A 23,628-nucleotide genomic window follows, 5' to 3' on the forward strand; every position below is an offset into this window, starting at 1 on the left:
CGGCCTTGTGATCGGCCCGCGCGGCCGGCCACCTGCCACGGGCCGTTGCGGCCTATTTCCGTCCTGCGATGTCCCTGCCGAGCCCTTCCCCACTTTCCGCCGATGCGTTGCCGTCCCTGAGCGGGGACGAACCCTTCCTGCTGCTGGACGACGCCGTCGCCCCGGACGGCGCGCGCTCGTCGCGGCTCCACACGGGCTACGTGCGCATGGACCGTATCCGCGCTGGCGCCGTGGAAGAGGTGGACGATCGCCTGCGGGCCGGCTGGGAGGCGGGCTGGCATGCGGGCCTGCTCGTGCCCTACGAATTCGGCGCGCCGCTGGTGCGCGCGCCGTCGCTGGCTGCGGCGCGGGAGGCAGGCGGCATGCCGTTTCAGGACGGTGCGCTTTGCATTGTCTGGTTCGAACGACTGTGCCGGCTGGACGCGAGCGATGTCTCGGCGTGGCTGCGGCGCGAGCAGGACGCCCGGTCGCCCGCCGGCACGATGCAGATCCGCTCCGACACCGGGGCAGACGCGTTCCATGCCGCCATCGCGCGCATCCACGCGTGGATCGAAGCCGGCGACACGTATCAGGTCAACTACACACAGCGCCTGCGCTTCGATACCTTCGGCGATCCCATTGCGCTCTATGCCGCATTGCGCGCCGTACAGCCTGTGCCATACGGCGCGCTCGCGCGGCTGCCCGGCGACCAGTGGGTGTTGTCGCTTTCGCCCGAGCTGTTCGTGCGGCACGACGGCAAGGGCGAGCTGCTGGCACGGCCGATGAAAGGCACGGCGCCGCGCAGCGGCGATGCGGCGCGTGACGCCCGGGCCGCGGCCGCGCTGGCCGCGGACGCGAAGAATCGCGCGGAAAACGTGATGATCGTCGATCTGCTGCGCAACGATCTCGGGCGCATCGCGGAACCCGGCAGCGTCGCGGTGCCGGATCGCTTCACCGTGCAGCCGTTCGGGCAGGTGCTGCAGATGACGTCCACCGTGACCGCGCGCGCCACCCCGGACGTTACGCCTGCCGGCCTGCTTGGCGCGCTGTTTCCTTGCGGATCGATCACCGGCGCGCCCAAGCGCCGGACGATGGAGATCATCGCGCAGCTGGAGCGGGCCCCGCGCGGCCTGTACACCGGGTCGATCGGCTGGATCGCGCCGCCTTTGGCAACCGGCGGCGCGCACGGAGGGCTCGGGCCCGCCACGTTGTCCGTGGCCATTCGGACGCTGGTGCTCGGGGCGCAGAGGCCGGATGGCCTGCGCCCCGGCGAGATGGGCGTGGGCGCAGGTATCGTCCATGACAGCGTTGCCGCCGACGAATACGCCGAGTGCGGCTGGAAGGCGGGCTTCCTGACGCGGCACGATCCCGGCTTCTCGCTGTTCGAGACCATGCGCGCGCAGGATGGCGACGTGCCGAGGCTCGATGCCCATCTGGCGCGACTGGCCGCCTCGGCGTCATGCCTGGGCTTTCCGTTCGACCCCGTGGCGGCACGGCGCGCAACGCTGGCCCATGCCGCAACGCTGGGAGCGGGCACGTTCCGGCTGCGCCTGTCCCTGGACAAGGGCGGTCGGCTCCAATTGGGCAGCGGTGCGCTGGCGCCGTTGCCTTCCGAGCGCGTGCGCTTGCTGCTGGCCCACGAGCCGCTACCCGTAGCCGACCCTCTGCGCCGCCACAAGACCAGCGCCCGCGGCGTCTACGATGCCGGTTGGCAGGCCGCCGAGCGCGCCGGCGCGTTCGACAGCCTGTTCTTCAATACGCGTGGGGAACTGCTGGAGGGCGGTCGCAGCAGTGTGTTCGTCCGGATCGATGGGCGCTGGCTGACACCGCCGCTGACCATGGACATCCTGCCCGGCGTCATGCGGGGGGCGGTCCTGGCGGACGGTGCGCGCTGGCTTGGCGGAGAGGCTGGCGAAGCAGTGGTGACACGCGAGATGCTCGCGAACGCGGAAGCGGTGGCCGTCGTCAATGGCTTGCGGGGCGTGATGCAGGCCGCGCTGCCTGCCGCGGTGCAGGCAGGCGCGTAACGGCACGGGGCTCGACGCCCCGGCTTCGGCGCCCGTGGCTAGCGGTGGTGCGTATCCAGCCGCCCCTCGGACAGTTTCCAGCGCACCACGCCGGGCAGGTTGATCAGGTCCCGGTCGTGGCAGATCATCACCACGGTGCGGCCTTCCTCGGCCAGTTGCTGGACCAGCGCGATCACCTGTTCGCGCGCGTGGCCGTCCAGGCTGGAGGTGGGCTCGTCCAGCAGCAGCAGGTCCGGCTCCAGCACCTTGGCGCGGGCCAGCGCGACGCGCTGGATTTCGCCGCCCGACAGGCGGTCCGGCGCGGTGTCTTGGACATGGACGATGCCGGCCCAGTCCAGCGCCGTGTCGATGCGCTTTTCGATGTCGCTGCCGCTCAGGCCGCGCCCCTTCAGGCCATACGCGATGTTCTCGCGTACCGAGGTGCGGAACAGATACGGGTGCTGGTGCATATAGGCGATGCGCCGGCGCAGTTGGGGCGGCAACGGATCCAGCGGTGCGCGGCGCTCGCCGCCATCCTCGCCGCGCCAGTGGACCGTGGCGCCGGGCGCGCGCTCCAGGCCCGCCACCATGCGCAGCAGCGTAGTCTTGCCCGCGCCGTTGACGCCGGTCAGGACCACGGCCGTGGCCCGGGGAAAGGCGAGCGTGTCGATATCGAACAGGCTGCGCTCGCCGATGCGGCGGCGCAGCCCGCGCACCTCCAGCAGCGGCGAGGGCGGCATCGGCGCCGGTATCGCACCCCGTATCGCGCCCGGCATCGAACCCTGCGCCGCGCTCATCGCCGGAATCCTCCCGCGCCTTGCAGCCAGGCTAGCATCACGTTCACCAGCAGCGCGAGCGCGACCAGCACGATGCCGAGCGCAATGCCCTGCGCGAACTCGCCCTTGCTGGTTTCGAGCGCGATGGCGGTGGTGATGGTGCGGGTCGAGCCCTCGATATTGCCGCCGATCATCAGCGCCGATCCCACTTCGGCGATCACCCGCCCGAAGCCCGCCACCACGGCCGCCATCAGGCCGAAGCGCATCTCCCGCAGTACCGTGATGAAAATGCGCCAGCGTCCGGCGCCGAGCACCAGCGCCGTTTCGCGCAAGCGCGTATCGGCCGATTGCAGGGTTGCCAACGAGAAGGCCAGCACGACGGGAAAGCCGATCACGGCCTGCCCCATCACCATGCCGGCGGGCGTAAACAGCAGCGACAGGCTGCCCAGCGGCCCTTGCCGCGTCAGCAGCAGGTAGAGGATCAGGCCGACCAGTACGGTCGGGAACGAAAGGAATGCCTGCGCGGCGACGACCAGCGCGCGTCTGCCGGGAAAGTCGTGCGTGGCGATCAGGTAGGCGGCGCCGATGGCCGGCGCGGTAGCGAGGGCCAGGCCCAGGCCGGCCACCATCAGCGACGTCCAGACGATGAACCACAAGCCGGCATCGCCGCTTGCCAGCAGACGGAAGGCCTCCGCCGTTGCCGCGCCAATTTCCATGCGCGGGTCAGCCCGCGAAGGTGTGCTCGGCGGCCGGGAAGCTGCCGTCCTTCACCGCCGCCACGTAGGCGCGGATGGCGGCCTCGATCGAGGGCTGCCCGTCCATGAAGTTGCGCACGAACTTGGCCTTGCGCCCGGGGTAGATGTTGAGCATGTCCTGCAGCACCAGCACCTGTCCCGAGCACTCGACTCCGGCGCCGATGCCGATGGTCGGAATCTGCAGCAGGGTGGTGACGTTGGCGGCCAGCGAAGCGGGCACGGCCTCCATCACGATCAGCTGCGCGCCGGCCGCCTGCAGCGCGACCGCGTCGCGCCGCAGCTGCGCGGCGCCTTCGTCGGTCTTGCCCTGCACCTTGAAGCCGCCCAGCGCGTGCACGGACTGCGGCGTCAGCCCGATATGGGCGCACACGGGAATGCTGCGCTCGACCAGGAACTTCACCGTGGGCGCCAGCCACTCGCCGCCCTCGAGCTTGATCATCTGGGCCCCTGCGCGCATCAGCACCACCGCGCTGGCAAAGGCCATCTCGGGCGTGCCATAGGTGCCGAACGGCAGGTCCGACACCAGCAGCGCGGTCTGGTTGCCGCGCGCCGCGCATTCGGTGTGGTAAGCCATCTGCTCCAGCGTGACCGGCAGCGTGGTCTTCTGGCCCTGCATCACGTTGCCCAGCGAGTCGCCTACCAGGATCACCTCGACGCCGCAGTGATCGAGCAGGGCTGCGAAGCTCGAATCGTAGGCGGTCAGCATCACGATCTTTTCGCCGGCGGCGCGCATGGCCTGCAGGGCGGGGATGGTGACGGTCTTGCGGGAGGGTTCCAGGAGGTAGCTCATGACTTGTGCCTTGTATGTCCGCTACCGCACGTCTGTGCGGTCGTGCCGCGGCTGCCTTGCGTGACCTGCGCCACATGGGCGGCGCGGTTGGGCGAGGCGTACGCGATGGCGGCTCTTGTTATGGATCAGGTCGGGAGGACCGGGGTCCGCGTTGCACCGCGGGTTGCGGCTCAGGACGCGGCCAGGTTCAGGAAGGCCTTGCGGCCGCGCATGTCTTCGATGCGCGACAGTAGTGTACGGAAATCGTCGTCGTTGTCCACCGGGTTGAAATGCGCGGTGTCGACGATCAGCACGGGCGCCTCGTCGTAGCGCAGGAACAGTTCGCCGTAGGCGTCGACCAGCCGTTGCAGGTACGACTCGTCGATATGCTCCTCGCCCGGCGTGCCGCGCCGGCCGATGCGCTCGCGCAGCAGCGCGGGCGTGGCCTGCAGCGCGATGACGAGGTCCACGCGCTGGGCCGGCGCCGGCATGCGCGCGGCGAGGGCACGGTAGAGCGCGAGTTCATCCTCCGGCAGCGTCAATTCGGCATAGAGCCGGTCCTTCTCGAACAGGTAGTCGCCGACCACGCGTTGCCCGGCGAGCAGCGCGTCCTGCCAGGTCTGCAGCTGGGTCAGGCGCTGTTCGAGGAAGGCGAGCTGCACGGTCAGCGCATGGCGCTCGGGCTCGCGGTAGAAGCGCTCCAGAAACGGGTTGGCGTGCGCCACGTCCAGCAGCTCGCCGGCGTGCAGCGTCTGCGCCAGCCGCTGCGCCAGCGCGGTCTTGCCGGCGCCGACGGGTCCTTCCACCACGATGCGTCGCAGATGATCGAGCATGCTTGCGCTCCGGCGGCTCAGTTGCGGAAGATGAAGTAGACCGCGCCCACCATGCACAGCGCGGCCCACACGTAGTCCCATTTGAAGCTCTGCTGCATGTACAGCAGCGAGAAGGGCACGAACACCGTGAGCGTGATCGCTTCCTGCAGGATCTTGAGCTGGGCCAGCGAGATGCCGTTCTGGAAGCCGATGCGGTTGGCCGGCACCTGCAGCAGATATTCGAACAGCGCGATGCCCCAGCTGACCAGGGCGGCGATATACCAGGGCTTGCTCGCGAGGTCCTTCAGATGGCCATACCAGGCGAACGTCATGAAGACGTTCGACAGCGTGAGCAGCCCCGCGGTCAGGAGGAAGGGGGAGATTCCGGTTGTCGCGGACATTGGCAGAAGGAGACTTTGTCGATGCGCTGGTCGCGCACGGCAGGCAGATGGTCGGCCGCGCGGCCAACGCCCGGGATCACGATGTCGGCGTCCAGCTCGACCAGCGGCACCAGTGTGAAGGCGCGCACGGCCAGGCGGGGATGCGGCACGGTCAGGTGCTCGTCGTTGTGGATTTCGTCGCCATACAGCAGCAGGTCCAGGTCCAGCGTGCGGGGCGCGTTGCGGAACGGCCGCTCGCGGCCGAACTGGTCCTCGATATGGTGGCAGATGCGCAGCAGTTGCGGCGCGGCGAACGGCGTCTCCACCTTGACCACGGCGTTGTAGTAGTCATTGCCGCCCGCGTCGATCGGCGCCGTGCGATACAGCGACGACCGTGCGATCACGGTGATGCCGACCTGCTGCGCGAGGCACACGATGGCGTCCTTGACGGACTGCCTGGCGTCGCCCACGTTCGCCCCGATGCCGATGAAGGCCAAAGTCATTCTGTCTCCTCCGGGTGGCCGCGCGTGCCGTCCTGTCCGGCAGGCTGCTGCGACCCTTCCATCTCGCTCCGGGGGGCAACTTTATCCGATTTCCGCGGTGAGCGTCGGCGGCGCTTCTTCTTGGGGGCGCCTTCGCCGCCGGGGCCCGCGCTCTCGTTGCGGGCGGCATCGATCAGCGCTTCGCGGCCCTGGGAATCGGCGTCCTGGAAGTCCTGCCACCAGGTGGCCAGCTCGGCCGGCTGCTCGCCGGCGTCACAGCGCAGCTGCAGGAAATCGAAGCCGGCGCGGAACCGCGGCGACTCGAGCAGGCGGAACGGCATGCGGCCGACGCGCTTCTCGAAGCGCGGTTGCATGCCCCAGATGTCGCGCATGTCGGTGACGAAGCGGCGCTGGATGGCCAGCTTGCCGGTCTGGCGCTCCAGCACGTCGTCCATGGCCGTGTTCAGCGCGGCGATGGCGTGCTCGCCGCCCTCGCGCAGGGTGGTCCAGCGCTGCAGCACGTGGTGCCACAGCAGCGCCGCGAACAGGAAGCCAGGCGAGACCGGCTTGCCCACCTGGACGCGGCGGTCGGTATTGTCCAGCGCCAGCTGCACGAAGCGCTGGCCCATCGGCTGCTCGATGGCCACGTCCAGCAGCGGCAGCAGGCCCTTGTGCAGGCCGGCCTTGCGCAGCTCCTGCAGCGAGGCCCAGGCGTGGCCGGACATCAGCAGCTTGAGCATCTCGTCGAACAGCCGCGCGCTCGGCACGTTGTGGATCAGGGAAGCCAGGGCGGCGATAGGCTGGCGGCTCGCCTCGTCGATGGCGAAGCCCGTCTTGGCGGCGAAACGCACGGCGCGCAGCATGCGCACCGGGTCTTCGCGATAGCGGGTGACCGGGTCGCCGATCATGCGCAGCGTGCGGGCGCGCAGGTCTTCCATGCCGTGGTGGTAGTCATGCACCGTCTGCTCGGCAGGGTCGTAGTACATCGCGTTGATGGTGAAGTCGCGCCGTTCGGCGTCTTCGGCCTGCGATCCCCATACGTTGTCGCGCAGCACGCGGCCCGACGCGTCGATCGCGTGGGTCTTGGAATCGAGCTCGGCGCGCTTCATGCGGCGGCCTTCGGGCAGCGTCTCGCTGGCGATGGCGTCCACCAGCGCGCGGAAGGTCGACACCTCGATGATTTCCTGGTCGCGGCCGCCATAGAAGGTCACATGCACGATCTGGAAGCGGCGCCCGATGATGCGCGAGCGTCGGAACAGTGCCTGCACCTGCTCGGGCGTGGCGTTGGTGGCCACGTCGAAGTCCTTGGGCTTGATGCCCAGCAGCAGGTCGCGCACGGCGCCGCCGACGACGAAGGCCTGGAAGCCGGCCTGCTGCAGCGTGGAAGTGACCTTGACCGCGTTGCGCGACAGCAGTCCCGGATCGATCTGGTGCTCGTCCGGCCCGACGATGCGGGGGGTATGCGCGCGGCCCAGGCGGCGCTGCTTCGGCCCCGGCTTGCCGAGCAGGCGGTTGATAAGCTTCTTGATCACGTCAGAACAGGTCCATGATGCGCCAGCCGGCCGCGGCGGCGTGGTGGCGCAGGCGATCGTCGGGGTTGGTGGCGACGGGTTGGCTCACCTTCTCGAGCAGCGGCAGGTCGTTGGCCGAGTCGCTGTAGAAGGTGGTCGTCTCGAAGGCGTCCCACTGGGTGCCCTGGCTCTTGAGCCAGGCTTCCACCCGGGCGATCTTGCCTTCGCGGAAGCTCGGAATGCCGGCCACGTCGCCGGTATAGGCGCTGTCCGGCTTGCCGTCGACGGTGGCCGGCTCGGTGGCGATCAGATGCTTGATGCCGAACGCCGCGGTGATCGGGGCCGTCACGAAGCTGTTGGTGGCCGTGACGATGGCGCACAGGTCGCCCGCTTCGAGGTGCTTGTACACCAGGGCGCGGGCCTGGGGCGTGATGACCGGGTCGATCACCTCGCGCATGAACTGGCCGCGCCAGTCATCGAGACGCTCGCGCGGGTGGGCGGCCAGCGGGGCGAGCGCAAAGCGCAGGAACGCCTGGATATCCAGGGTGCCCGCCTTGTAATGCCCATAGAACTCGTCGTTCTTGCGACGGTAGGTTTCCTCGTCGACGACGCCCAGGCGGACCAGGAAGCGCCCCCATTCGTGGTCGCTGTCGGTCGGGATCAGGGTGTGGTCGAGGTCGAACAATGCCAGATTCATGGGCGGCGATTTTACATTAACGTGGTGACGGCCCGTTTCCCGGGCTCGCATGTACCGTGCCAGCACCGTGGCGCGGGGCCGTGGTGGCCGGAGGCGGAGATACGGCGCCGGAGATTCGGGGCCGGAAGGGCATCCGTGGCCTACTCGCGGAATTCGGCGAACATCTCGCGCAGCAGCGGCAGGGTCACGGCCCGCTTGCGCTCGAGCGAATACGTGTCGAGAGCGTCCAGCAGCGCCATCAGGCTCGGCATGTCGCGGTAGTGGCGCGTGACGAGCCAGTGCGGGATTTCGGGCGAGAGCTGCAGGCCCCGTTCGCGGGCCGCCTGCACCAGAGCCGCCATCTTGTCCTCGTCCGACAGGGTGGCGAGCTGGTAGACCAGCCCCCAGCCGAGGCGCGTGCGCAGATCCTCGCGCACGGGCATGGCCAGCGGCGCGACGCTGCCGGCGACTACCAGCGCGGTACGCACATGGGCCCGCACCTCGTTGTAGAGCGAGAACACCGCGATCTGCCGCGCCTCGTCCAGCAGATCGACGTCGTCGACCGTATAGAGCTGGCAGCTGGGATCGAAGATGAAGTCGGACAGGGCGTGATGCGGGCTCAGATAGCGGCAGCGCAGGCCCGCGTGGGCGCCGGCCTCGCACACCGCGTGCAGCAGGTGGGTGCGGCCCGAGCCCGTTTCTCCCCACAGATAGACCAGCCGGTCGGTGGCGCGCTCCTGGGCGATGGCCGCCGGCAACTCGCGCAGGCGCTGCACCGGCTCCAGGTTGGCGCTGCCGAAGAAATTGCCGAATGTCGACGGCGGCGGATGGCCCAGTTCGAGGGAAAGCTGCTTGGGACGCAAAGACATGGTCGGGCTCTACTTCCGGTATAGGTCGCTTGCCATATAAACGCGCCGCAGCTGCCGGGCGCCGACCAGCAGGATGGCGCAGGTCGGCAGGGCCAGCAGGACGCCGAAGAAGCCGAACAGCTGGCCGAACGCCAGCAGGGCGAAGATCACGGCCAGCGGATGCATGCCGATGCGCTCGCCCACCAGCCGGGGCGTCAGGTAGAAGCTCTCGACGAACTGGCCGATGCCGTAGACCACCGCGACCGCGCCGATCCCGTACCAGCTGCCGAACTGCAGCAGCGCGGCCACGATGGCCAGCGCGAGGCCCATGCCGAAGCCGATATAGGGAATGAACACGGCCAGCCCGGTGAAGACGCCGACCGGCACGGCGATCTCGAAGCCGGCAATGGCCAGGCCGACCGAGTACAGCACGGCCAGGATCAGCATCACGATGATCTGCCCGCGCAGGTATTGCGACAGCAGCGCGTCCGTCTCGCTGCTCAGCTCGCGCACCTTGGGCACCCAGCGCCGCGGCACGACGTTTTCCACGCGCCGCATCAGCCGGTGCCAGTCCATCAGCAGGTAGAACATCAGCACCGGCACGATGAAGGCCATGCCGGCCAGCGTGATCAGCGCCGAACCGGACACGCGCACATAGGTCAGCAGCACGGCCAGCAGGTCTTCGGGGCTGGCGGCGAAGCGGTCGGACATCATCCGGCGCAGGCCGGGAAAATCGAAGCGCACCCGCACGCCAAGCTCGGCCAGCCGGGGCGCCACCACGGAATTGAGCTTCTGCAGCAAGGTCGGCAGCTGCTCGCGCAACTGGGGAATCTCGCGCTGCAGCACCGCGATGACCAGCAGCACCAGCAGCACGGCCACCACGATCAGCAGCAGGATCATTAGCGACACGCCGATAAAGCGCGGCACCTTGTGGCGCTGGAGCCAGTCCACGCCCGGGTTCAGGATGTAGGCGAAGATGAACGCGAAGAGAAACGGCGTGAGCACCGGGGCCAGCGCCAGGATGGCGCCAAACAGCGCAGCGGCCAGCGCGATCCATAGCAGGACGCGCTTGGTCTCTTGCGATAAGACAGGAGCGTTCATCGGTAAAGCCGAAAAGATGCGGGAGGGGAAAATCGCGAGGGGCGAAAGTCGCGCAGAGCAGGCAGGGCCGGCGCCACGCGGAAACCGGTGGCCAAAACTGGTGGCCGGTGCGCCGTATCCGTTAAAATCGCGATTCTACTGGACTCGGGGCACCCCTAACGGCGCTCCGAGGGCCGCATTCCACACTTGTATCCACACCACTCCTTCCAGGACAAGCAGGTTCCCATGAGCGCAGCCCCCACCTCCGGCCAGGCAGGCCTTTCCTACCGCGATGCCGGCGTTGATATCGATGCGGGCGATGCGCTCGTCGACCGGATCAAGCCATTTGCCAAGCGCACCATGCGCGAAGGCGTGATGGCCGGGATCGGTGGCTTCGGCGCGCTGTTCGAGCTGTCGAAGAAGTACAAGGAGCCGGTGCTGGTATCGGGCACCGACGGCGTGGGCACGAAACTGAAGCTGGCCTTCCAGCTCAAGCGCCACGACACCGTGGGCCAGGATCTGGTGGCCATGAGCGTCAACGACATCCTGGTGCAGGGCGCCGAGCCGCTGTTCTTCCTGGATTACTTCGCCTGCGGCAAGCTGGACGTCGACACCGCCGCCAGCGTGATCCAGGGCATCGCCCATGGCTGCGAACTGGCCGGCTGCGCGCTGATCGGCGGCGAAACCGCGGAAATGCCGAGCATGTACCCGGACGGCGAATACGACCTGGCCGGCTTTGCGGTCGGCGCGGTGGAGAAGAGCAACATCATCGACGGCACCACCATCGTGCCGGGCGACGTGGTGCTGGGCCTGGCCTCGTCGGGCGCGCATTCCAACGGCTATTCGCTGGTGCGCAAGATCATCGAGGTCGCCAGGCCGGACCTGAACGCGGACTTCCACGGCCAGCGCCTGCAGGACGCCATCATGGCGCCGACGCGCATCTACGTGAAGCCGCTGCTGTCGCTGATCGAGACGCTGCCGGTCAAGGGCATGGCCCATATCACCGGGGGCGGCCTGACCGAGAACGTGCCCCGCGTGCTGCCCAAGGAAGTCACCGCCGTGCTGCAGCGCGACGCGTGGACGCTGCCGCCCCTGTTCCAGTGGCTGCAGGAGCAGGGCCGCGTGGCCGACGACGAAATGCACCGCGTCTTCAACTGCGGCATCGGCATGGCCGTGATCGTGGGCAAGGAAGACGCGGAACGCGCCATCCGCCACCTGCAGGCGGCCGGCGAGGCGGTGTACCAGATCGGCGAGATCCGCGAGCGCGCTGAGGGCCAGGCGCAGACCGTGGTGGTCTGAGCCTGCGCTCCCGGCGGTCCCGGCGATCGGCCGGGACGCAGACGGGACATGAAACGGCGGATGCGCGAGCGTCCGCCGTTTTTTTATGCCGCCGGGGCGTCCGGCGGCGCGCCGAGCGCCGTCAGCGCCGGCCCGGTGACGCGGCAGATGCGCCAGTCCGGCATCACGTCCGCGCCCATGGCGCGGTAGAAGTCGATCGACGGCGTATTCCAGTCCAGCACCGACCACTCGAAACGCCCGCATCCGCGCGCCACCGCGAGCGCCGCGAGATGGCGCAGCAGGGCCTTGCCGATACCGTGTCCGCGCCAGGGCGGCTCGACGTAGAGGTCTTCCAGATAGAGGCCCGGCTTGGCCAGGAACGTCGAGAAGTTATGGAAGAACAGCGCGAAGCCGACCGCGCGCGGGCCTTCCGGCGTAGGTACCTCGGCCAGCACCGCCTCGGCATGCGGGCGCGCGCCGAACAGCGCGGCGCGGATCTTGTCCGGCGTCGCCTCGACCAGATGGCTCAGCCGCTCGTACTCCGCCAGCTCGGCGATGAGGCGGTACAGGGTCTTGTCGTCGTCGGCGGTGGCGGCGCGCAGCGTGAAGGCGGGGGAAGACACATCGGCGGACATGGCGGGTCGCGTGGAGGCGGCGAGTCGGAAAACGCGATTATCGCCGGCGCCCGGCAATGCCCGTCAAGATGTGGCCGCGCGTGCCCCCGCAGCGTCGAGTCCGGCCGCGCGCGCGACCTGTTCGACGTAGTCGTCGGCCAGGCAGTCCACCACGGTGCGCTCCGGCGTGCTGCGCAACCAGGTCAGCTGGCGCTTGCAGAGCTGGCGCGTGGCGGCCAGCCCGCGCTCGCGCATGGTGTCGAAATCGGCCTCGCCGTCCAGGTATTCCCAGACCTGCCGGTACCCCACGCAGCGGATCGACGGCATGGCCGGATGCAGGTCGCCGCGGGCGCGCAGCGCCTGCACTTCCTCGATCAGGCCGTCCGCCAGCATCGCGTCGAAGCGCCGCGCGATGCGCTCGTGCAGCACCGCCCGGTCCGACGGTTCTAGCGCGATCACGCGAAAGCGCGCGTCGGCCGCGCCTTCGAAGGCCCGCGCGTCGGCCTGCCGCGCCAGCAGCGCGGACATCGGCTGGCCGGTGAGCCGGTGGATCTCCAGCGCGCGCTGGATGCGCTGGGCATCGTTGGGCGCCAGCCGCGCCGCCGTGACCGGATCGACCTCGGCCAGCATGGCGTGCAGGGCCGGCCAGCCCTGCCGCGCCGCCATCGCGTCGAGTTCGGCGCGCAGCGCGGCATCGGCCTGCGGCAGGTCGTTCAGGCCCTGCGTCAGCGCCTTGTAGTACAGCATGGTGCCGCCCACGATCAGCGGATGCCGGCCGCGCCCGCGGATCTCGGCGATCAGCCGGGTGGCATCGGCAACGAACTGGGCGGCGGAATAGCTGTCGGCCGGATCGATGATGTCGATCAGATGATGGGGCACCGCGGCCAGTTCGGCGGCGCTGGGTTTGGCGGTGCCGATATCCATCTGCCGGTACACGAGCGCCGAGTCCAGGCTGATGATCTCGATCGGCCAGCGCGCGGCCAGCGCGAGCGCCGCCGCGGTCTTGCCGGAGGCGGTGGGGCCGAGCAGGCAGACGACGGGCGTGGTGGCGGCGGAGGGGGACGGCATCGGACGAAGGAAGGCGGGTAACGGCTTGGGACGGCGGACGTTACTGGCCGCGCAGGAACAGCCGGTCGAGCTCCGCCACGGTGAGCTGCACCCACGTCGGCCGGCCATGGTTGCACTGGTCGGCGCGCTCGGTGGCCTCCATCTGGCGCAGCAGCGCGTTCATTTCCTCGGTGGTCAGCTTGCGGTTGGCGCGTACCGCGCTGTGGCAGGCCAGGGTGGCCAGCAGCTCGTTCTGCCGCTCGGCCAGCACGCGCGAGCCGCCATAGGACTGCAGGTCGCGCAGCACGTCGCGCGCGAGGGCCTCGGCGTCGGCCTGCTTGAGCAGCGCCGGAATGGCCCGCACCGCCAGCGTGGTCGGCGAGACGGGCGCGATGTCGAAGCCCAGTTGCGCCAGCGTTTCCTGGTGCTCCTCGGCGGCGCCGATTTCGACCGGGCTGGCGGGCAGCGTGACGGGGATCAGCAGCGGCTGCACGGTCATCTGCCGGGTTTGCAGCGCCACCTTGATCTGCTCGTACAGGATGCGCTCGTGGGCGGCGTGCATGTCCACCAGCACCAGCCCGCGCGCGTTCTGCGCCAGCACGTAGATGCCGTGCAGCTGGGCAACGGCATAGCCCAGGGGATGATCGTCGGCGGCTTCGTCGTCGCCGGTGCCGGCCGTCGGCGTGCGCCGCTCGAGGGCATCGAGCAGCGAGGGCGGATCGTTCTCGCGCGCCGCCTGCGCATCGGCAAGCCATGCCGGGGGCGCGCTTTCGCGCAGATAGCCGGCCGAGCTGCCCGGCTCGTCGCCGGCGCGGCCATAGGCGTCGCGCACCATGCCCAGATAGGCCTGGCGGGGTTGCGCGATGCCCAGCTCGCTCTGGCGCGCCACCGCGGTGTAGTCCACCCAGGGGCGCGGAGAGCCCGGCAGGGCGCCGGGACGCGCCGCCTCCGGCGCCGGCATGGCCGTGTCGGTGTGCAGGCTGTCGCCCTGTTCGCCCGCCTGCTTGGCCAGGCACCGCTGCACGGCGTGGTAGACGAACTGGTGAACGGCGCGCGATTCGCGGAAGCGCACCTCGATCTTGGACGGATGCACGTTCACGTCGACCAGCTCGGGCGGCAGGTCCAGGCAGAGCACATACGAGGGGAAGCGGTCCCCGTGCAGCACGTCCTGGTAGGCGCTGCGCACCGCATGGGTCAGCAGCTTGTCCCGCGCGTAGCGTCCGTTGACGAAGAAGAACTGCTGGTCCGGCCGGCCGCGCGACGCGGTCGGCAGGCCCGCGAAGCCATACAGGTGCAGGTCGCCGGCTTCCTCGTCCAGCGGCAGGCGGGCGCGGGCGAAGTCTTCCCCGAGCACCTGCGCCGTGCGCGTGGCCACGTCGCCGGCGTTCCAGTGCTCCATCGGCTTGCCGTTGTGATGGACGGAGATGGTCACGTCCGGCCGGGCCAGCGCCACGCGCCTGACCATCTCCAGGCAATGGCCCAGCTCGGTCTGCTCGGTCTTGAGGAATTTGCGGCGCGCCGGCGTGTTGAAATACAGGTGCTGGACGTCGACCGTGGTGCCGACCGCGCCGGAGGCCGGCTGCAGGGCGCCGGTGTCGGCGCTGACCTGCGTCGCGTGCGCATCGGCCGCGGTGCGGCTCGTCAGCACCATATGGGAGACCGAGGCGATCGAGGCCAGGGCCTCGCCGCGAAAACCCAGCGTCAGCACGGATTCGAGTTCGTCCAGCGAGGCGATCTTGCTGGTGGCGTGGCGCAGCAGCGCCACGGGCAGTTCATCGGCGGGAATCCCGCAGCCATTGTCGGCGATCACGATGCGGCGCACGCCGCCCTCTTCGAGGCGGATGGAAATCTGCCGCGCACCCGCATCCAGTGCGTTTTCCAGCAGCTCCTTGACCACCGAGGCGGGCCGTTCCACCACCTCGCCCGCGGCGATCTGGCTGATCAGCTGGTCGGGCAGCGGGCGGATCGGGCGCGTGGGAGCGGTGGGGCGGGCGGCTTCGGAAGGCAGGGCAGGCATGGGGCGGATTATACGTGCGCGGGTTTTCACGGAGGCAGGGCCGGGAACGGCGGATCCGCGCATCGGCTCTTGTATGATGTCGAGCTACGCCTACAACGGGGAACGAATTGGAAATCGTATTGCAGTTCATCGATATGCTGGTCCATATCGACAAATACCTCGGCACGGTCATCGCGGAATACGGCGCGTGGGTCTACGCCTTGCTGTTCGCCATCGTGTTCGCGGAAACGGGCCTGGTGATCCTGCCCTTCCTTCCCGGCGATTCCCTTCTGTTCATCGCGGGTGCATTCTGCGCGACCGGGGCCATGAACGAGTGGGTGCTGATCGGCTTGCTGCTGATCGCGGCCATCGGCGGCAATACCGTCAACTATTTCGTCGGCAGCTGGATCGGGCCCAAGGTGTTCGATCACCAATGGCGCTTCCTGGACCAGCAGGCGTTGCGCCGCACGCACGACTTCTACGAGCGCCACGGCGGCAAGACGCTGGTGATCGCGCGCTTCATCCCCATCGTGCGGACCTTCGCGCCGTTCGTGGCGGGCGTGTCGCAGATGACGTTCGCGCGCTTCCAGCTCTTCAACGTGATCGGCGCCGTCATCTGGGTGGTCGGCCTGGTGTTCGCCGGCTACTTCTTCGGCAACCTGCCGTTCATCAAGCAGTACCTGAACGTGATCGTGCTGGTCGGCATCAGCGCGGCAATCGTGCCGCTGATCGTGGGCGGGCTGTGGAAACTGGTGCGGGGCGGCAAGAGCCGGCGCACTTCCTGAGCGCAGCGGGGCGCCGCCTGGCGCCCTTTGGGCCCGCTCAGTTCAGGCTGCGGCTCATCATCCGCAGCGCGGGCATGCGGTCGCGGATCTGGGTCGAATCGGCGGCATCGGGCCTGGCGCTGACATAGGCTTCCAGGTCTGCCAGGGCCGGTCGGAAGCATTCCAGGTTCGCATAGGCCAGGCCGCGGTCGCGCACTTCCTCGATCGAATCCGGCAGCAGGATCACCAGCCGGTTTTGCACCGCCAGCAGCCGCTGCCAACGCGACTCCTGCAGATAGATCGCCTTCAGGTTGCGCAGGATGCGCGCGACGATCTCGCGATGCGTCGCCGCCTGCAGAAACAGGCCGAGCGGAACCTCGTTCGGGTCCGCGATCCCCTCCCGCTCGAGGTAGGGGTCCAGCATTTCCTGCAACTGTTCCTTCGACAGGGTCTCGCCGGTCAGCGGGTCCAGTACCACCTCGCCCGCCGGAATCGACATGCGCAGCAGGAAGTGGTTGGGAAAGGACACGCCCTTGAGCGGCAGGCCGATCTGCTGACCCAGCTCCATATACAGAACGGCCAGCGTGATCGGGATGCCGCGCCGCTGCTTCAGCACGACATTGAGGTAGGAATTGTCCGGGTCGTAGTAGTCGTTCGCATTGGGCCCGAAGCCCAGGTCGCGATAGAAGAAATGGTTCAGCAGGCGCAGGCGCTGGATGGCCGGGGTGCCCTCTGCGATACGGCGCTTGAGGCGCAGCGCCAGGACGTCCAGCGCGGCAAGTTCGCCCTGCAGGTCCAGATCGGGGTAGGCGTCCTGGGCAATCGAGAGGGCGGTCTCGGTGAGCGGGATGCCGCTTTCGTCCGCCACGAGGCTGGCGAAGTAGTCCAGGACTTTCGTGGATGTCATTGCGAATTTCCTGATGGCCGGCATGAGCGCGCACGCGGCGGCAGCCGCCGCGACGCTAGCCAGCTCTGCGCTTGAATGCCGAGAATCTCAGCCCCATGAGCCAGAGTGTACCGAAGTAGACGACCGCCGCAAGTACCAGGCACGAGGCCATCAGCGCGATGCGAAGCCACGGCGTGGCGCCCATGCCGACCCAGTCGAAGCTTCTCGCGAACCATAGCAGCATGCCCGCGAGCAGCAGCACCGCCGCCGTCAGCTGCGCCAGGAACAGCCACCAGCCGGGCGCGGGGCGGTAGAGGCCGCGCCGGCGCAGGCCGAAGAACAGCATCAGCGCGTTCAGGGTCGAGCCCAGGCTGATGGACAGCGCCAGGCCCGCATGCTGGAACATCGGCACGAAGGCGATATTGGCCAGCTGCGTGATGATCAGCACCACGACGGCGATCTTCACGGGAGTGCGCATATCCTGCCGCGCATAGAACCCGGGGGCGAGGATCTTGATCAGGATCAGGCCCAGCAGGCCCGTGCCATAGGCCACCAGCGCCTGCCGCGTCATTTCCACTTCATGGCCGCCGAACTTGCCGTAGTTGAACAGCACCGCCGTCAGCGGCGTGCCGAACACCAGCAGCGCGATCGCGCTGGGCACGGCAAGCAGGAAAGTCAGCCGCAGGCCCCAGTCCAGGAGCGCCGAATACTCGGCGCGCTGGTCCTGCGCATTGGCCTTGGAGAGGCTGGGCAGCAGCACGGTACCGAGCGCAACGCCCAGCAGCGCGGTGGGAAACTCCATCAGCCGGTCCGCATAGGTCAGGAAGGAGACGCTGCCGGCGGCAAGTCGCGATGCAATATTGGTATTGATGATCAGGCTGATCTGCGCCACGGACACGCCTAGCAGGGCGGGAAGCATCTGTTTCAGGATGCGCCGCACACCCTCGTCGCGCCACGCCTGCCCAAGATTCAACCGGACGCGCGGCATGATGCCGAGCCGTCGCAATGCCCACACCTGCACGGCCAGTTGCAGCACGCCCCCGGCCAGCACGCCCCACGCCTGCGCGTAGATCGGTTGCTCCATGTGCGGGCCGACGAACAGCGCGGCAACGATGAGCGACACGTTGAGCAGCACCGGCGTGAAGGCCGGAATGGCGAAGCGCCGGTATGTATTGAGGATGCCCGAGGCCAGCGCCACCAGCGAGATCAGCCCGATATAGGGGAACATCACGCGGGTCATGAACACCGAGGCGTCATAGGTCTCGCCCTGCGTGCGAAAGCCCGTGGCCACCACGGTCATCACCACGGGCGCCCCGATCACGCCGAGCAGCGAGACGCCCATCAGCACCCAGGTCATCACGGTGGCAACCGAGTCGACCAGCGCGCGGGTCTGCGCCTCGCCCCGCTTGCCGTGGTACTCGTTCAACGTGGGCACGAAGGCCTGCGAGAAGGCGCCTTCGCCGAAGATGCGGCGCAGCAGGTTGGGGATGCGGAACGCGACGTTGAAGGCGTCGGTCATTTCCGAGGCGCCGAACAGGCGCGCGATCAGGACTTCGCGGATCAGGCCGGTGATGCGCGACAGCATCGTCAGGCTGCTGATGGTCGCGAGCGCTTTGAGCAGATTCAAGATGTGGGGCGGGTGAAGTTGGATGCCCGGTCGGCACCGCGGGGAACGAGCGGTCTGACGGTGGCCGGCAGGGAAAGTTGCAACCCGGCCACACCGTCGCCCCGTCGTTGGCCGTTGGCGGGGGCGAATGTGGCGCTTATTATACGGACCGGTGTCGCCGGCCCTCTGTTGCCGCGGCCCCATCGCATCTTGTGCCGGGAGTCTTGCTCCGGCTTTCGGCTTGTGTGTATAATCGCCGATTCGAAAGCATAGTTGCGTTCCGGATTCGTGTGCAAGTGCATCCCGGGTCGCTTGAAGTGCACCACGCACGCATCTGAATTCAGGAAATTTAAGACATGGCAAATTCCGCACAGGCTCGCAAGCGCGCACGCCAGGCCGTCGCTCAGAACGCCCATAACTCCAGCCTCCGTTCGCGTCTGCGCACCGCCGTCAAGGCAGTCCGCAAGGCGATCGACGCTGGCGACAAGGCCGCCGCGGCCGAGATCTTCAAGAACTCGCAAGCAATCATCGACAGCATCGCCGACAAGAAGATCGTGCACAAGAACAAGGCTGCACGTCACAAGTCGCGCCTGTCGGCCGCCATCAAGTCGATGGCCGCCTGAGCGTAAAGCGCTGCGGCGCGCTGCCCTCCGGGCGGTTCGCCAACAAAAAAGCTCGTCTTCGGACGAGCTTTTTGTTTTTGGGGCTCAGCGGATGGTGCCTTGGCCGGCGCTCCGGCTATTCCAGGGAGCAGGCCTCTACCAGTTGCAGGTTGTTGTCGCGGGCGAAATTCAGGACGAAGTCCAGCGCCTTTGGCTCGATCTCCCGCAAGCGCGCATCGACCACCACGCATTTGATATTGCCGGCCATCACCGGCCGCACATAAGGCGAGTAGGTCAGCCGGGGATCGCCGGTATCGCCCTCGGGGCGAAACTGCGCCATGACGCCGCACAGTCGCTCCGCCCAATCGCTGGGACGGAACGTCTTTCCGTCCTTGGTGATGCCTTGGATAAAGTACTCGCGAACGTTGGGATTCATGGACTGCGGTGCGGCTGGGGACTCGACGGGAAACCCGCGTTGAGGGCGCCCGGTTGACGCGGCCGTGCAGCGAGCGGTTTCGCTTGAATCGGCCGGAAGGCGGGGCGCTGGTCTCGGCGGGGGCACTTATGATGCCGGCGGCGGACTGCGGCAAGGGTATGCCGGCCCCGCGTGAATCAGCGAGTATTGTATCTTATATAAGACTCGTGCATAGCCCGTATGCGGCTCTGCAACAGTCAGGCGGCCCGCCGCACCATGCCGGAGCGCGTCCCGGGGCTCCCGGGCCGCGCTCGCCAAAGGCCGCAGAATCCCTTATGATTGCCCGAATCACATTGCGCAAGCGACGCGAAAGGCGGCTCCGCGACACCGATGTCTGGTCACCGTTGATCAGGCCGTGTCCCTATCGAGCCGCCTTCTTTGTTTTATGAGCCCAACTCCGATCAAGCATTACCTGCAGTTCAGCGACCTCTCGGCGGAAGAGTACGAGTACCTGCTGGACCGCGCCCGGATCCTGAAGACCAAGTTCAAGAACTACGAGACCTGGCACCCGCTGCACGACCGCACGCTGGCCATGATCTTCGAGAAGAATTCGACCCGCACGCGCCTGTCCTTCGAGGCCGGCATCCACCAGCTCGGCGGCCACGCCGTCTTCCTGAACACCCGCGACTCGCAGCTTGGCCGCGGCGAGCCCATCGAGGATGCGGCGCAGGTGATCTCGCGCATGGTCGACATCATCATGATCCGGACCTTCGGGCAGGACATCATCGATCGCTTCGCCGCCCACTCCCGCGTGCCCGTGATCAACGGGCTGACCAACGAATACCACCCGTGCCAGGTGCTGGCCGACATCTTCACGTTCATCGAGCAGCGCGGCAGCATCCGCGGCAAGACGGTGGCGTGGATCGGCGATGCCAACAACATGGCGTACACCTGGATCCAGGCCGCGGAGCGCCTGGGCTTTCGCTTCCATTTCTCGGCGCCTCCGGGCTACCAGCTCGATCCCGCCATGGTGCCGGCGAGCGCCGCCAGCCTGGTGACGGTGTTCGACGACCCGCTCGCCGCCTGCCAGGGCGCCGATCTGGTGACGACGGACGTCTGGACCAGCATGGGTTTCGAGGCCGAGAACGACGTGCGCAAGCGCGCCTTCCAGGACTGGATGGTGACCACCGCGATGATGGACCGCGCGAACGACGACGCTGTCTTCATGCACTGCCTGCCCGCCCATCGCGGCGAAGAGGTCGAGGCGGCGGTCATCGACGGTCCCAAGAGCGTCGTGTGGGACGAGGCCGAGAACCGCCTGCACGTGCAGAAGGCCCTGATGGAATACCTGCTCTGCGGCCGGTACTGAGCCGGGACGGGGGCGGGCCGGCGGCGGCCGCCCCGGCATGTGGCGCCCAAGCGCGGGCGGACGTGTCAAAATAGCGCCTTTCCGTATTTCCGTATTCCCTTTCCGCGCGGCCACTGCCATCCGTTGGCCCGTTTATCTTTTCGCATCGAGTCGAACATGAGCGATATCAATAAAGTCGTGCTTGCCTACTCCGGCGGGCTGGACACTTCGGTGATCCTGAAGTGGCTGCAAGACACCTACAACTGCGAGGTTGTCACCTTTACCGCCGACATCGGCCAGGGCGAGGAACTGGAACCCGCCCGCCAGAAGGCGCTCAAGTTCGGCATCAAGCCCGAGAACATCTTCATCGACGACCTGCGCGAAGAGTTCGTGCGCGATTTCGTCTTCCCGATGTTCCGCGCCAACGCGGTTTATGAAGGCGAATACCTGCTGGGCACTTCGATCGCGCGTCCGCTGATCGCCAAGCGCCAGATCGAGATCCTTCGCAGCACCGGCGCCGATGCGGTGTCGCACGGCGCGACGGGCAAGGGCAACGACCAGGTCCGCTTCGAGCTGGGCTATTACGGCCTGGAGCCGGGCGTGAAGGTCATCGCCCCGTGGCGCGAATGGGACCTGCTGTCGCGCGAGAAGCTGCTGGCGTATGCCGAGAAGGCCGGCATCGAGATCGACATGAAGCACAAGAAGGGCGGCGCGCCGTATTCGATGGACGCCAACCTGCTGCACATCTCCTTCGAGGGCCGCCACCTCGAGGACCCCAAGGCCGAGGCCGAGGAAGACATGTGGCGCTGGACCGTGTCCCCGGAAAAGGCGCCGGACGCGGCCGAGTACCTGGACATCGAATTCGAGCAGGGCGATATCGTGGGCCTGAACGGCAAGCGCATGTCGCCGGCCGAAGTGCTGACCGAGCTGAACCGCCTCGGCGGCAAGCACGGCATCGGCCGGCTGGACCTGGTGGAAAACCGCTACGTCGGCATGAAGAGCCGCGGCTGCTATGAAACCCCCGGCGGCACGATCATCCTGAAGGCCCACCGCGCCATCGAGTCGATCACGCTCGATCGCGAAGTGGCGCACCTGAAGGACGACCTGATGCCGCGCTACGCCAGCCTGATCTACAACGGCTACTGGTGGAGCCCGGAGCGCAAGGCGCTGCAGGTCCTGATCGACCATACCCAGGCCCGGGTCAACGGCTGGGTCCGCGTGAAGCTGTACAAGGGCAACGTGATCGTGGTCGGCCGCGATTCCAAGGACACGCTGTTCGACAAGACCATTGCCACGTTCGACGACGATGGCGGCGCCTATAACCAGGCGGACGCCGGCGGCTTCATCAAGCTGAACGCGCTGCGCATGCGCATCGCCGAGAACGCGCGCCGCCAGCGCGGCGAGTAAGCGCTACGGCAGGAAAAACGAAGAGGGGCCGACGGCCCCTTTTTGTTTGCGCCGCTTTTTTGCCTGTATCGTTTCCCTGTCGTTTTCCCTGTTTGCCAATGATTGGAGAATGGAAGTGAGCCAGTTCGACAACGTATCCGTCGTCAAGAAAGCCAACCTGTATTTCGACGGCAAATGCGTCAGCCATACCGTGCTGTTCGCCGATGGCAGCCGCAAGACGCTGGGCGTGATCTTTCCCGCGACGCTGACCTTCAATACCGGCGCGCCGGAGATCATGGAAATCAATGGCGGCGTCTGCCGCGTGCGCCTCGCGGGCTCGGAAGCGTGGAACGTCTACGGCGCGGGCCAGCAGTTCAGCGTGCCGGGCAACAGCAGCTTCGACATCGAAGTCGAGGAAACGCTGGACTACGTCTGCCACTTCGCCTGACGGCCTGACCGCCCCGGCCGCGTCGGCACTGCACGGTGCCGGCGCGGCCCGCGATGGCGGACGCAACGTCCGCCCTGCAGTGATCGCCAGCCAGGGCCGCGCCCGGCCACCGGAGATACCGCATGCCGCATCACCACAAGACCATCAATCTCGCCCTGCAGGGCGGCGGCGCGCATGGCGCCTTCGGCTGGGGCGTGCTCGACGCGCTGCTGGAGGACGGGCGCCTCGCCTTCGACGGCATCAGCGGCACCAGTGCCGGATCGATGAACGCGGTGGTGATGATCGACGGACTGGTCCAAGGCGGGCCGGACCGCGCCCGCGAGAAGCTGCACGATTTCTGGTTCGGCGTCTCACGCGCCGCGTCGCCGTTTTCCACGCTGGGGCAGCAGGCGGTCGACTGGATGCATGGCAACTACGGCAGCAGCTGGCCCCTGCAGGACTGGACCCGCATGTGGACCGGCTGGTGGGCCGCCTCGGCCCAGGGCGTCGGCTTCAATCCGCTGCGTGGCCTGCTGGAGGCGCAGGTCGATTTCGAGCGCGTGCGCGCCTGTCCCGACTCGAAGCTGTTTGTCGCCGCGACGGACGTCAATAGCGGCAATGTGCGCGTGTTTACCACCAGGGAGATCACGGTCGATGCCGTGCTGGCCTCCGCGTGCCTGCCCTATCTTTATCCGGCGATCGACATCGGCGGCAGGCATTTCTGGGACGGCGGCTATATGGGCAATCCCGTCCTCTTTCCCTTCTTCTACGAGACCGCCACGCGCGACATCCTGATCGTGCATATCAACCCGATCGAGCGCGACGAAGTCCCCAGCCAGCCGCAGGAGGTGATGGAGCGGCTCAACGAAATCACCTTCAATGCGTCGCTGCTGCGCGAGATGCGCGCCATCGCCTTCGTGCACAAGCTGCTCGACGAGGAGTGGCTGAAGCCGGAATATCGCGACCGGCTGAAATACATCCTATTGCATTCCATCCGCGCCGATCATGCGCTGGGGGACCTGTCGTCATCGACCAAGCTGGTCACCGACTGGAATTTCCTGACGATGCTACGGGACCGGGGCAGGACCGCGGCCCAGGCCTGGCTGGCCGAGCACTACGGCGCCGTGGGCCATCGCGGCACGGTGGATATCCGCCGCGAATTCCTGCGCGATCAGCCCTTCTGAA

24 protein-coding genes are annotated in these 23,628 nt (G+C 67.7%); 8 read left to right on the forward strand and 16 right to left on the reverse strand.

What is annotated here, in order from left to right; all coding sequences use genetic code 11:
• Window positions 1-68 precede the first annotated feature (68 nt).
• Window positions 69-2,006, forward strand: a complete 1,938-nt coding sequence (locus tag LDO27_RS15995; protein WP_224042721.1) for a chorismate-binding protein — start codon at window positions 69-71, stop codon at window positions 2,004-2,006.
• A 38-nt stretch (window positions 2,007-2,044) separates the two neighbouring features.
• Here LDO27_RS15995 and LDO27_RS16000 read toward each other — a convergent pair whose 3' ends face one another.
• From LDO27_RS16000 to LDO27_RS16045, 10 genes are all read right to left on the reverse strand, one after another.
• Window positions 2,045-2,725 carry an ATP-binding cassette domain-containing protein gene (locus tag LDO27_RS16000; protein WP_224043139.1) on the reverse strand — a complete coding sequence of 227 codons (681 nt, stop codon included), beginning with the start codon at window positions 2,723-2,725 and terminating at the stop codon, window positions 2,045-2,047.
• 53 nt (window positions 2,726-2,778) lie between these two features.
• A complete protein-coding gene (locus LDO27_RS16005; RefSeq protein WP_224042722.1) occupies window positions 2,779-3,477 on the reverse strand; it encodes an ABC transporter permease in 699 nt (232 codons plus the stop codon).
• A 7-nt stretch (window positions 3,478-3,484) separates the two neighbouring features.
• Window positions 3,485-4,306, reverse strand: a complete 822-nt coding sequence (panB, locus tag LDO27_RS16010) for a 3-methyl-2-oxobutanoate hydroxymethyltransferase (protein ID WP_222208281.1) — start codon at window positions 4,304-4,306, stop codon at window positions 3,485-3,487.
• Between the two features lie 170 nt (window positions 4,307-4,476).
• Window positions 4,477-5,118 carry a deoxynucleoside kinase gene (locus LDO27_RS16015; protein ID WP_224042723.1) on the reverse strand — a complete coding sequence of 214 codons (642 nt, stop codon included), beginning with the start codon at window positions 5,116-5,118 and terminating at the stop codon, window positions 4,477-4,479.
• 17 nt (window positions 5,119-5,135) lie between these two features.
• Window positions 5,136-5,498, reverse strand: coding sequence for a DMT family protein (locus LDO27_RS16020; protein WP_222208277.1), 363 nt, complete (start codon window positions 5,496-5,498; stop codon window positions 5,136-5,138).
• Window positions 5,462-5,980: a 2-amino-4-hydroxy-6-hydroxymethyldihydropteridine diphosphokinase gene (folK, locus tag LDO27_RS16025; protein WP_222208276.1), complete on the reverse strand. Its 519-nt coding sequence runs from the start codon at window positions 5,978-5,980 to the stop codon at window positions 5,462-5,464. The genes LDO27_RS16020 and folK overlap by 37 nt, the downstream gene beginning before the upstream one ends.
• Complete coding sequence (gene pcnB, locus LDO27_RS16030; RefSeq protein WP_224042724.1) at window positions 5,977-7,491, reverse strand: polynucleotide adenylyltransferase PcnB; 1,515 nt, start codon at window positions 7,489-7,491, stop codon at window positions 5,977-5,979. The genes folK and pcnB overlap by 4 nt, the downstream gene beginning before the upstream one ends.
• 1 nt (window position 7,492) lies before the next feature.
• Window positions 7,493-8,167 carry a histidinol-phosphatase gene (locus LDO27_RS16035; protein WP_222208274.1) on the reverse strand — a complete coding sequence of 225 codons (675 nt, stop codon included), beginning with the start codon at window positions 8,165-8,167 and terminating at the stop codon, window positions 7,493-7,495.
• Window positions 8,168-8,307: 140 nt separating this feature from the next.
• Window positions 8,308-9,015: a DnaA regulatory inactivator Hda gene (gene hda / locus LDO27_RS16040; protein ID WP_224042725.1), complete on the reverse strand. Its 708-nt coding sequence runs from the start codon at window positions 9,013-9,015 to the stop codon at window positions 8,308-8,310.
• A 9-nt stretch (window positions 9,016-9,024) separates the two neighbouring features.
• Entirely contained in the window at window positions 9,025-10,095 is a 1,071-nt protein-coding gene (locus LDO27_RS16045; protein WP_222208272.1) for an AI-2E family transporter, read from the reverse strand.
• A 225-nt stretch (window positions 10,096-10,320) separates the two neighbouring features.
• On the opposite strand from LDO27_RS16045, the gene purM reads away from it, so the two are divergent.
• The gene (gene purM, locus LDO27_RS16050) at window positions 10,321-11,373 is read left to right on the forward strand and encodes a phosphoribosylformylglycinamidine cyclo-ligase (protein ID WP_224042726.1); all 1,053 of its coding nucleotides are present in this window, start codon (window positions 10,321-10,323) and stop codon (window positions 11,371-11,373) included.
• 83 nt (window positions 11,374-11,456) lie between these two features.
• Here the strand turns inward: purM and LDO27_RS16055 are convergent, their stop codons facing one another.
• The 3 genes from LDO27_RS16055 to mutL all read right to left on the reverse strand — a co-directional run bounded on the left by LDO27_RS16055 (window position 11,457) and on the right by mutL (window position 15,030).
• The gene (locus LDO27_RS16055; RefSeq protein ID WP_224043141.1) at window positions 11,457-11,975 is read right to left on the reverse strand and encodes a GNAT family N-acetyltransferase; all 519 of its coding nucleotides are present in this window, start codon (window positions 11,973-11,975) and stop codon (window positions 11,457-11,459) included.
• 75 nt (window positions 11,976-12,050) lie between these two features.
• Window positions 12,051-13,034: a tRNA (adenosine(37)-N6)-dimethylallyltransferase MiaA gene (miaA, locus tag LDO27_RS16060; protein WP_224042728.1), complete on the reverse strand. Its 984-nt coding sequence runs from the start codon at window positions 13,032-13,034 to the stop codon at window positions 12,051-12,053.
• Between the two features lie 40 nt (window positions 13,035-13,074).
• The gene (gene mutL, locus LDO27_RS16065) at window positions 13,075-15,030 is read right to left on the reverse strand and encodes a DNA mismatch repair endonuclease MutL (RefSeq protein ID WP_224042729.1); all 1,956 of its coding nucleotides are present in this window, start codon (window positions 15,028-15,030) and stop codon (window positions 13,075-13,077) included.
• Between the two features lie 119 nt (window positions 15,031-15,149).
• Between mutL and LDO27_RS16070 the strand changes: the two genes are divergently transcribed.
• Window positions 15,150-15,794, forward strand: a complete 645-nt coding sequence (locus tag LDO27_RS16070; protein ID WP_224042731.1) for a VTT domain-containing protein — start codon at window positions 15,150-15,152, stop codon at window positions 15,792-15,794.
• Window positions 15,795-15,831: 37 nt separating this feature from the next.
• Here LDO27_RS16070 and LDO27_RS16075 read toward each other — a convergent pair whose 3' ends face one another.
• Window positions 15,832-16,680 carry a SirB1 family protein gene (locus LDO27_RS16075; RefSeq protein ID WP_222208266.1) on the reverse strand — a complete coding sequence of 283 codons (849 nt, stop codon included), beginning with the start codon at window positions 16,678-16,680 and terminating at the stop codon, window positions 15,832-15,834.
• A gap of 55 nt (window positions 16,681-16,735) precedes the next feature.
• Window positions 16,736-18,286: a murein biosynthesis integral membrane protein MurJ gene (gene murJ / locus LDO27_RS16080; RefSeq protein ID WP_224042732.1), complete on the reverse strand. Its 1,551-nt coding sequence runs from the start codon at window positions 18,284-18,286 to the stop codon at window positions 16,736-16,738.
• 335 nt (window positions 18,287-18,621) lie between these two features.
• Here murJ and rpsT point away from each other — a divergent pair, with 335 nt between their 5' ends.
• Window positions 18,622-18,888, forward strand: a complete 267-nt coding sequence (gene rpsT, locus LDO27_RS16085) for a 30S ribosomal protein S20 (RefSeq protein ID WP_222208262.1) — start codon at window positions 18,622-18,624, stop codon at window positions 18,886-18,888.
• Window positions 18,889-19,003: 115 nt separating this feature from the next.
• Here the strand turns inward: rpsT and LDO27_RS16090 are convergent, their stop codons facing one another.
• Window positions 19,004-19,303, reverse strand: a complete 300-nt coding sequence (locus tag LDO27_RS16090; RefSeq protein ID WP_222208260.1) for a DUF3579 domain-containing protein — start codon at window positions 19,301-19,303, stop codon at window positions 19,004-19,006.
• A 424-nt stretch (window positions 19,304-19,727) separates the two neighbouring features.
• Between LDO27_RS16090 and argF the strand changes: the two genes are divergently transcribed.
• The 4 genes from argF to LDO27_RS16110 all read left to right on the forward strand — a co-directional run bounded on the left by argF (window position 19,728) and on the right by LDO27_RS16110 (window position 23,627).
• The gene (gene argF / locus LDO27_RS16095) at window positions 19,728-20,651 is read left to right on the forward strand and encodes an ornithine carbamoyltransferase (RefSeq protein WP_222208258.1); all 924 of its coding nucleotides are present in this window, start codon (window positions 19,728-19,730) and stop codon (window positions 20,649-20,651) included.
• A gap of 156 nt (window positions 20,652-20,807) precedes the next feature.
• The gene (locus LDO27_RS16100; RefSeq protein WP_222208256.1) at window positions 20,808-22,037 is read left to right on the forward strand and encodes an argininosuccinate synthase; all 1,230 of its coding nucleotides are present in this window, start codon (window positions 20,808-20,810) and stop codon (window positions 22,035-22,037) included.
• 115 nt (window positions 22,038-22,152) lie between these two features.
• On the forward strand, window positions 22,153-22,464 hold the full coding sequence (gene ppnP, locus LDO27_RS16105; protein ID WP_222208254.1) for a pyrimidine/purine nucleoside phosphorylase: 312 nt from the start codon (window positions 22,153-22,155) through the stop codon (window positions 22,462-22,464).
• A gap of 122 nt (window positions 22,465-22,586) precedes the next feature.
• Window positions 22,587-23,627, forward strand: coding sequence for a patatin-like phospholipase family protein (locus LDO27_RS16110; RefSeq protein ID WP_224042734.1), 1,041 nt, complete (start codon window positions 22,587-22,589; stop codon window positions 23,625-23,627).
• Window position 23,628 lies beyond the last annotated feature (1 nt).

It is taken from the genome of Cupriavidus respiraculi, assembly GCF_914271545.1.
Taxonomy (GTDB): domain Bacteria; phylum Pseudomonadota; class Gammaproteobacteria; order Burkholderiales; family Burkholderiaceae; genus Cupriavidus; species Cupriavidus respiraculi.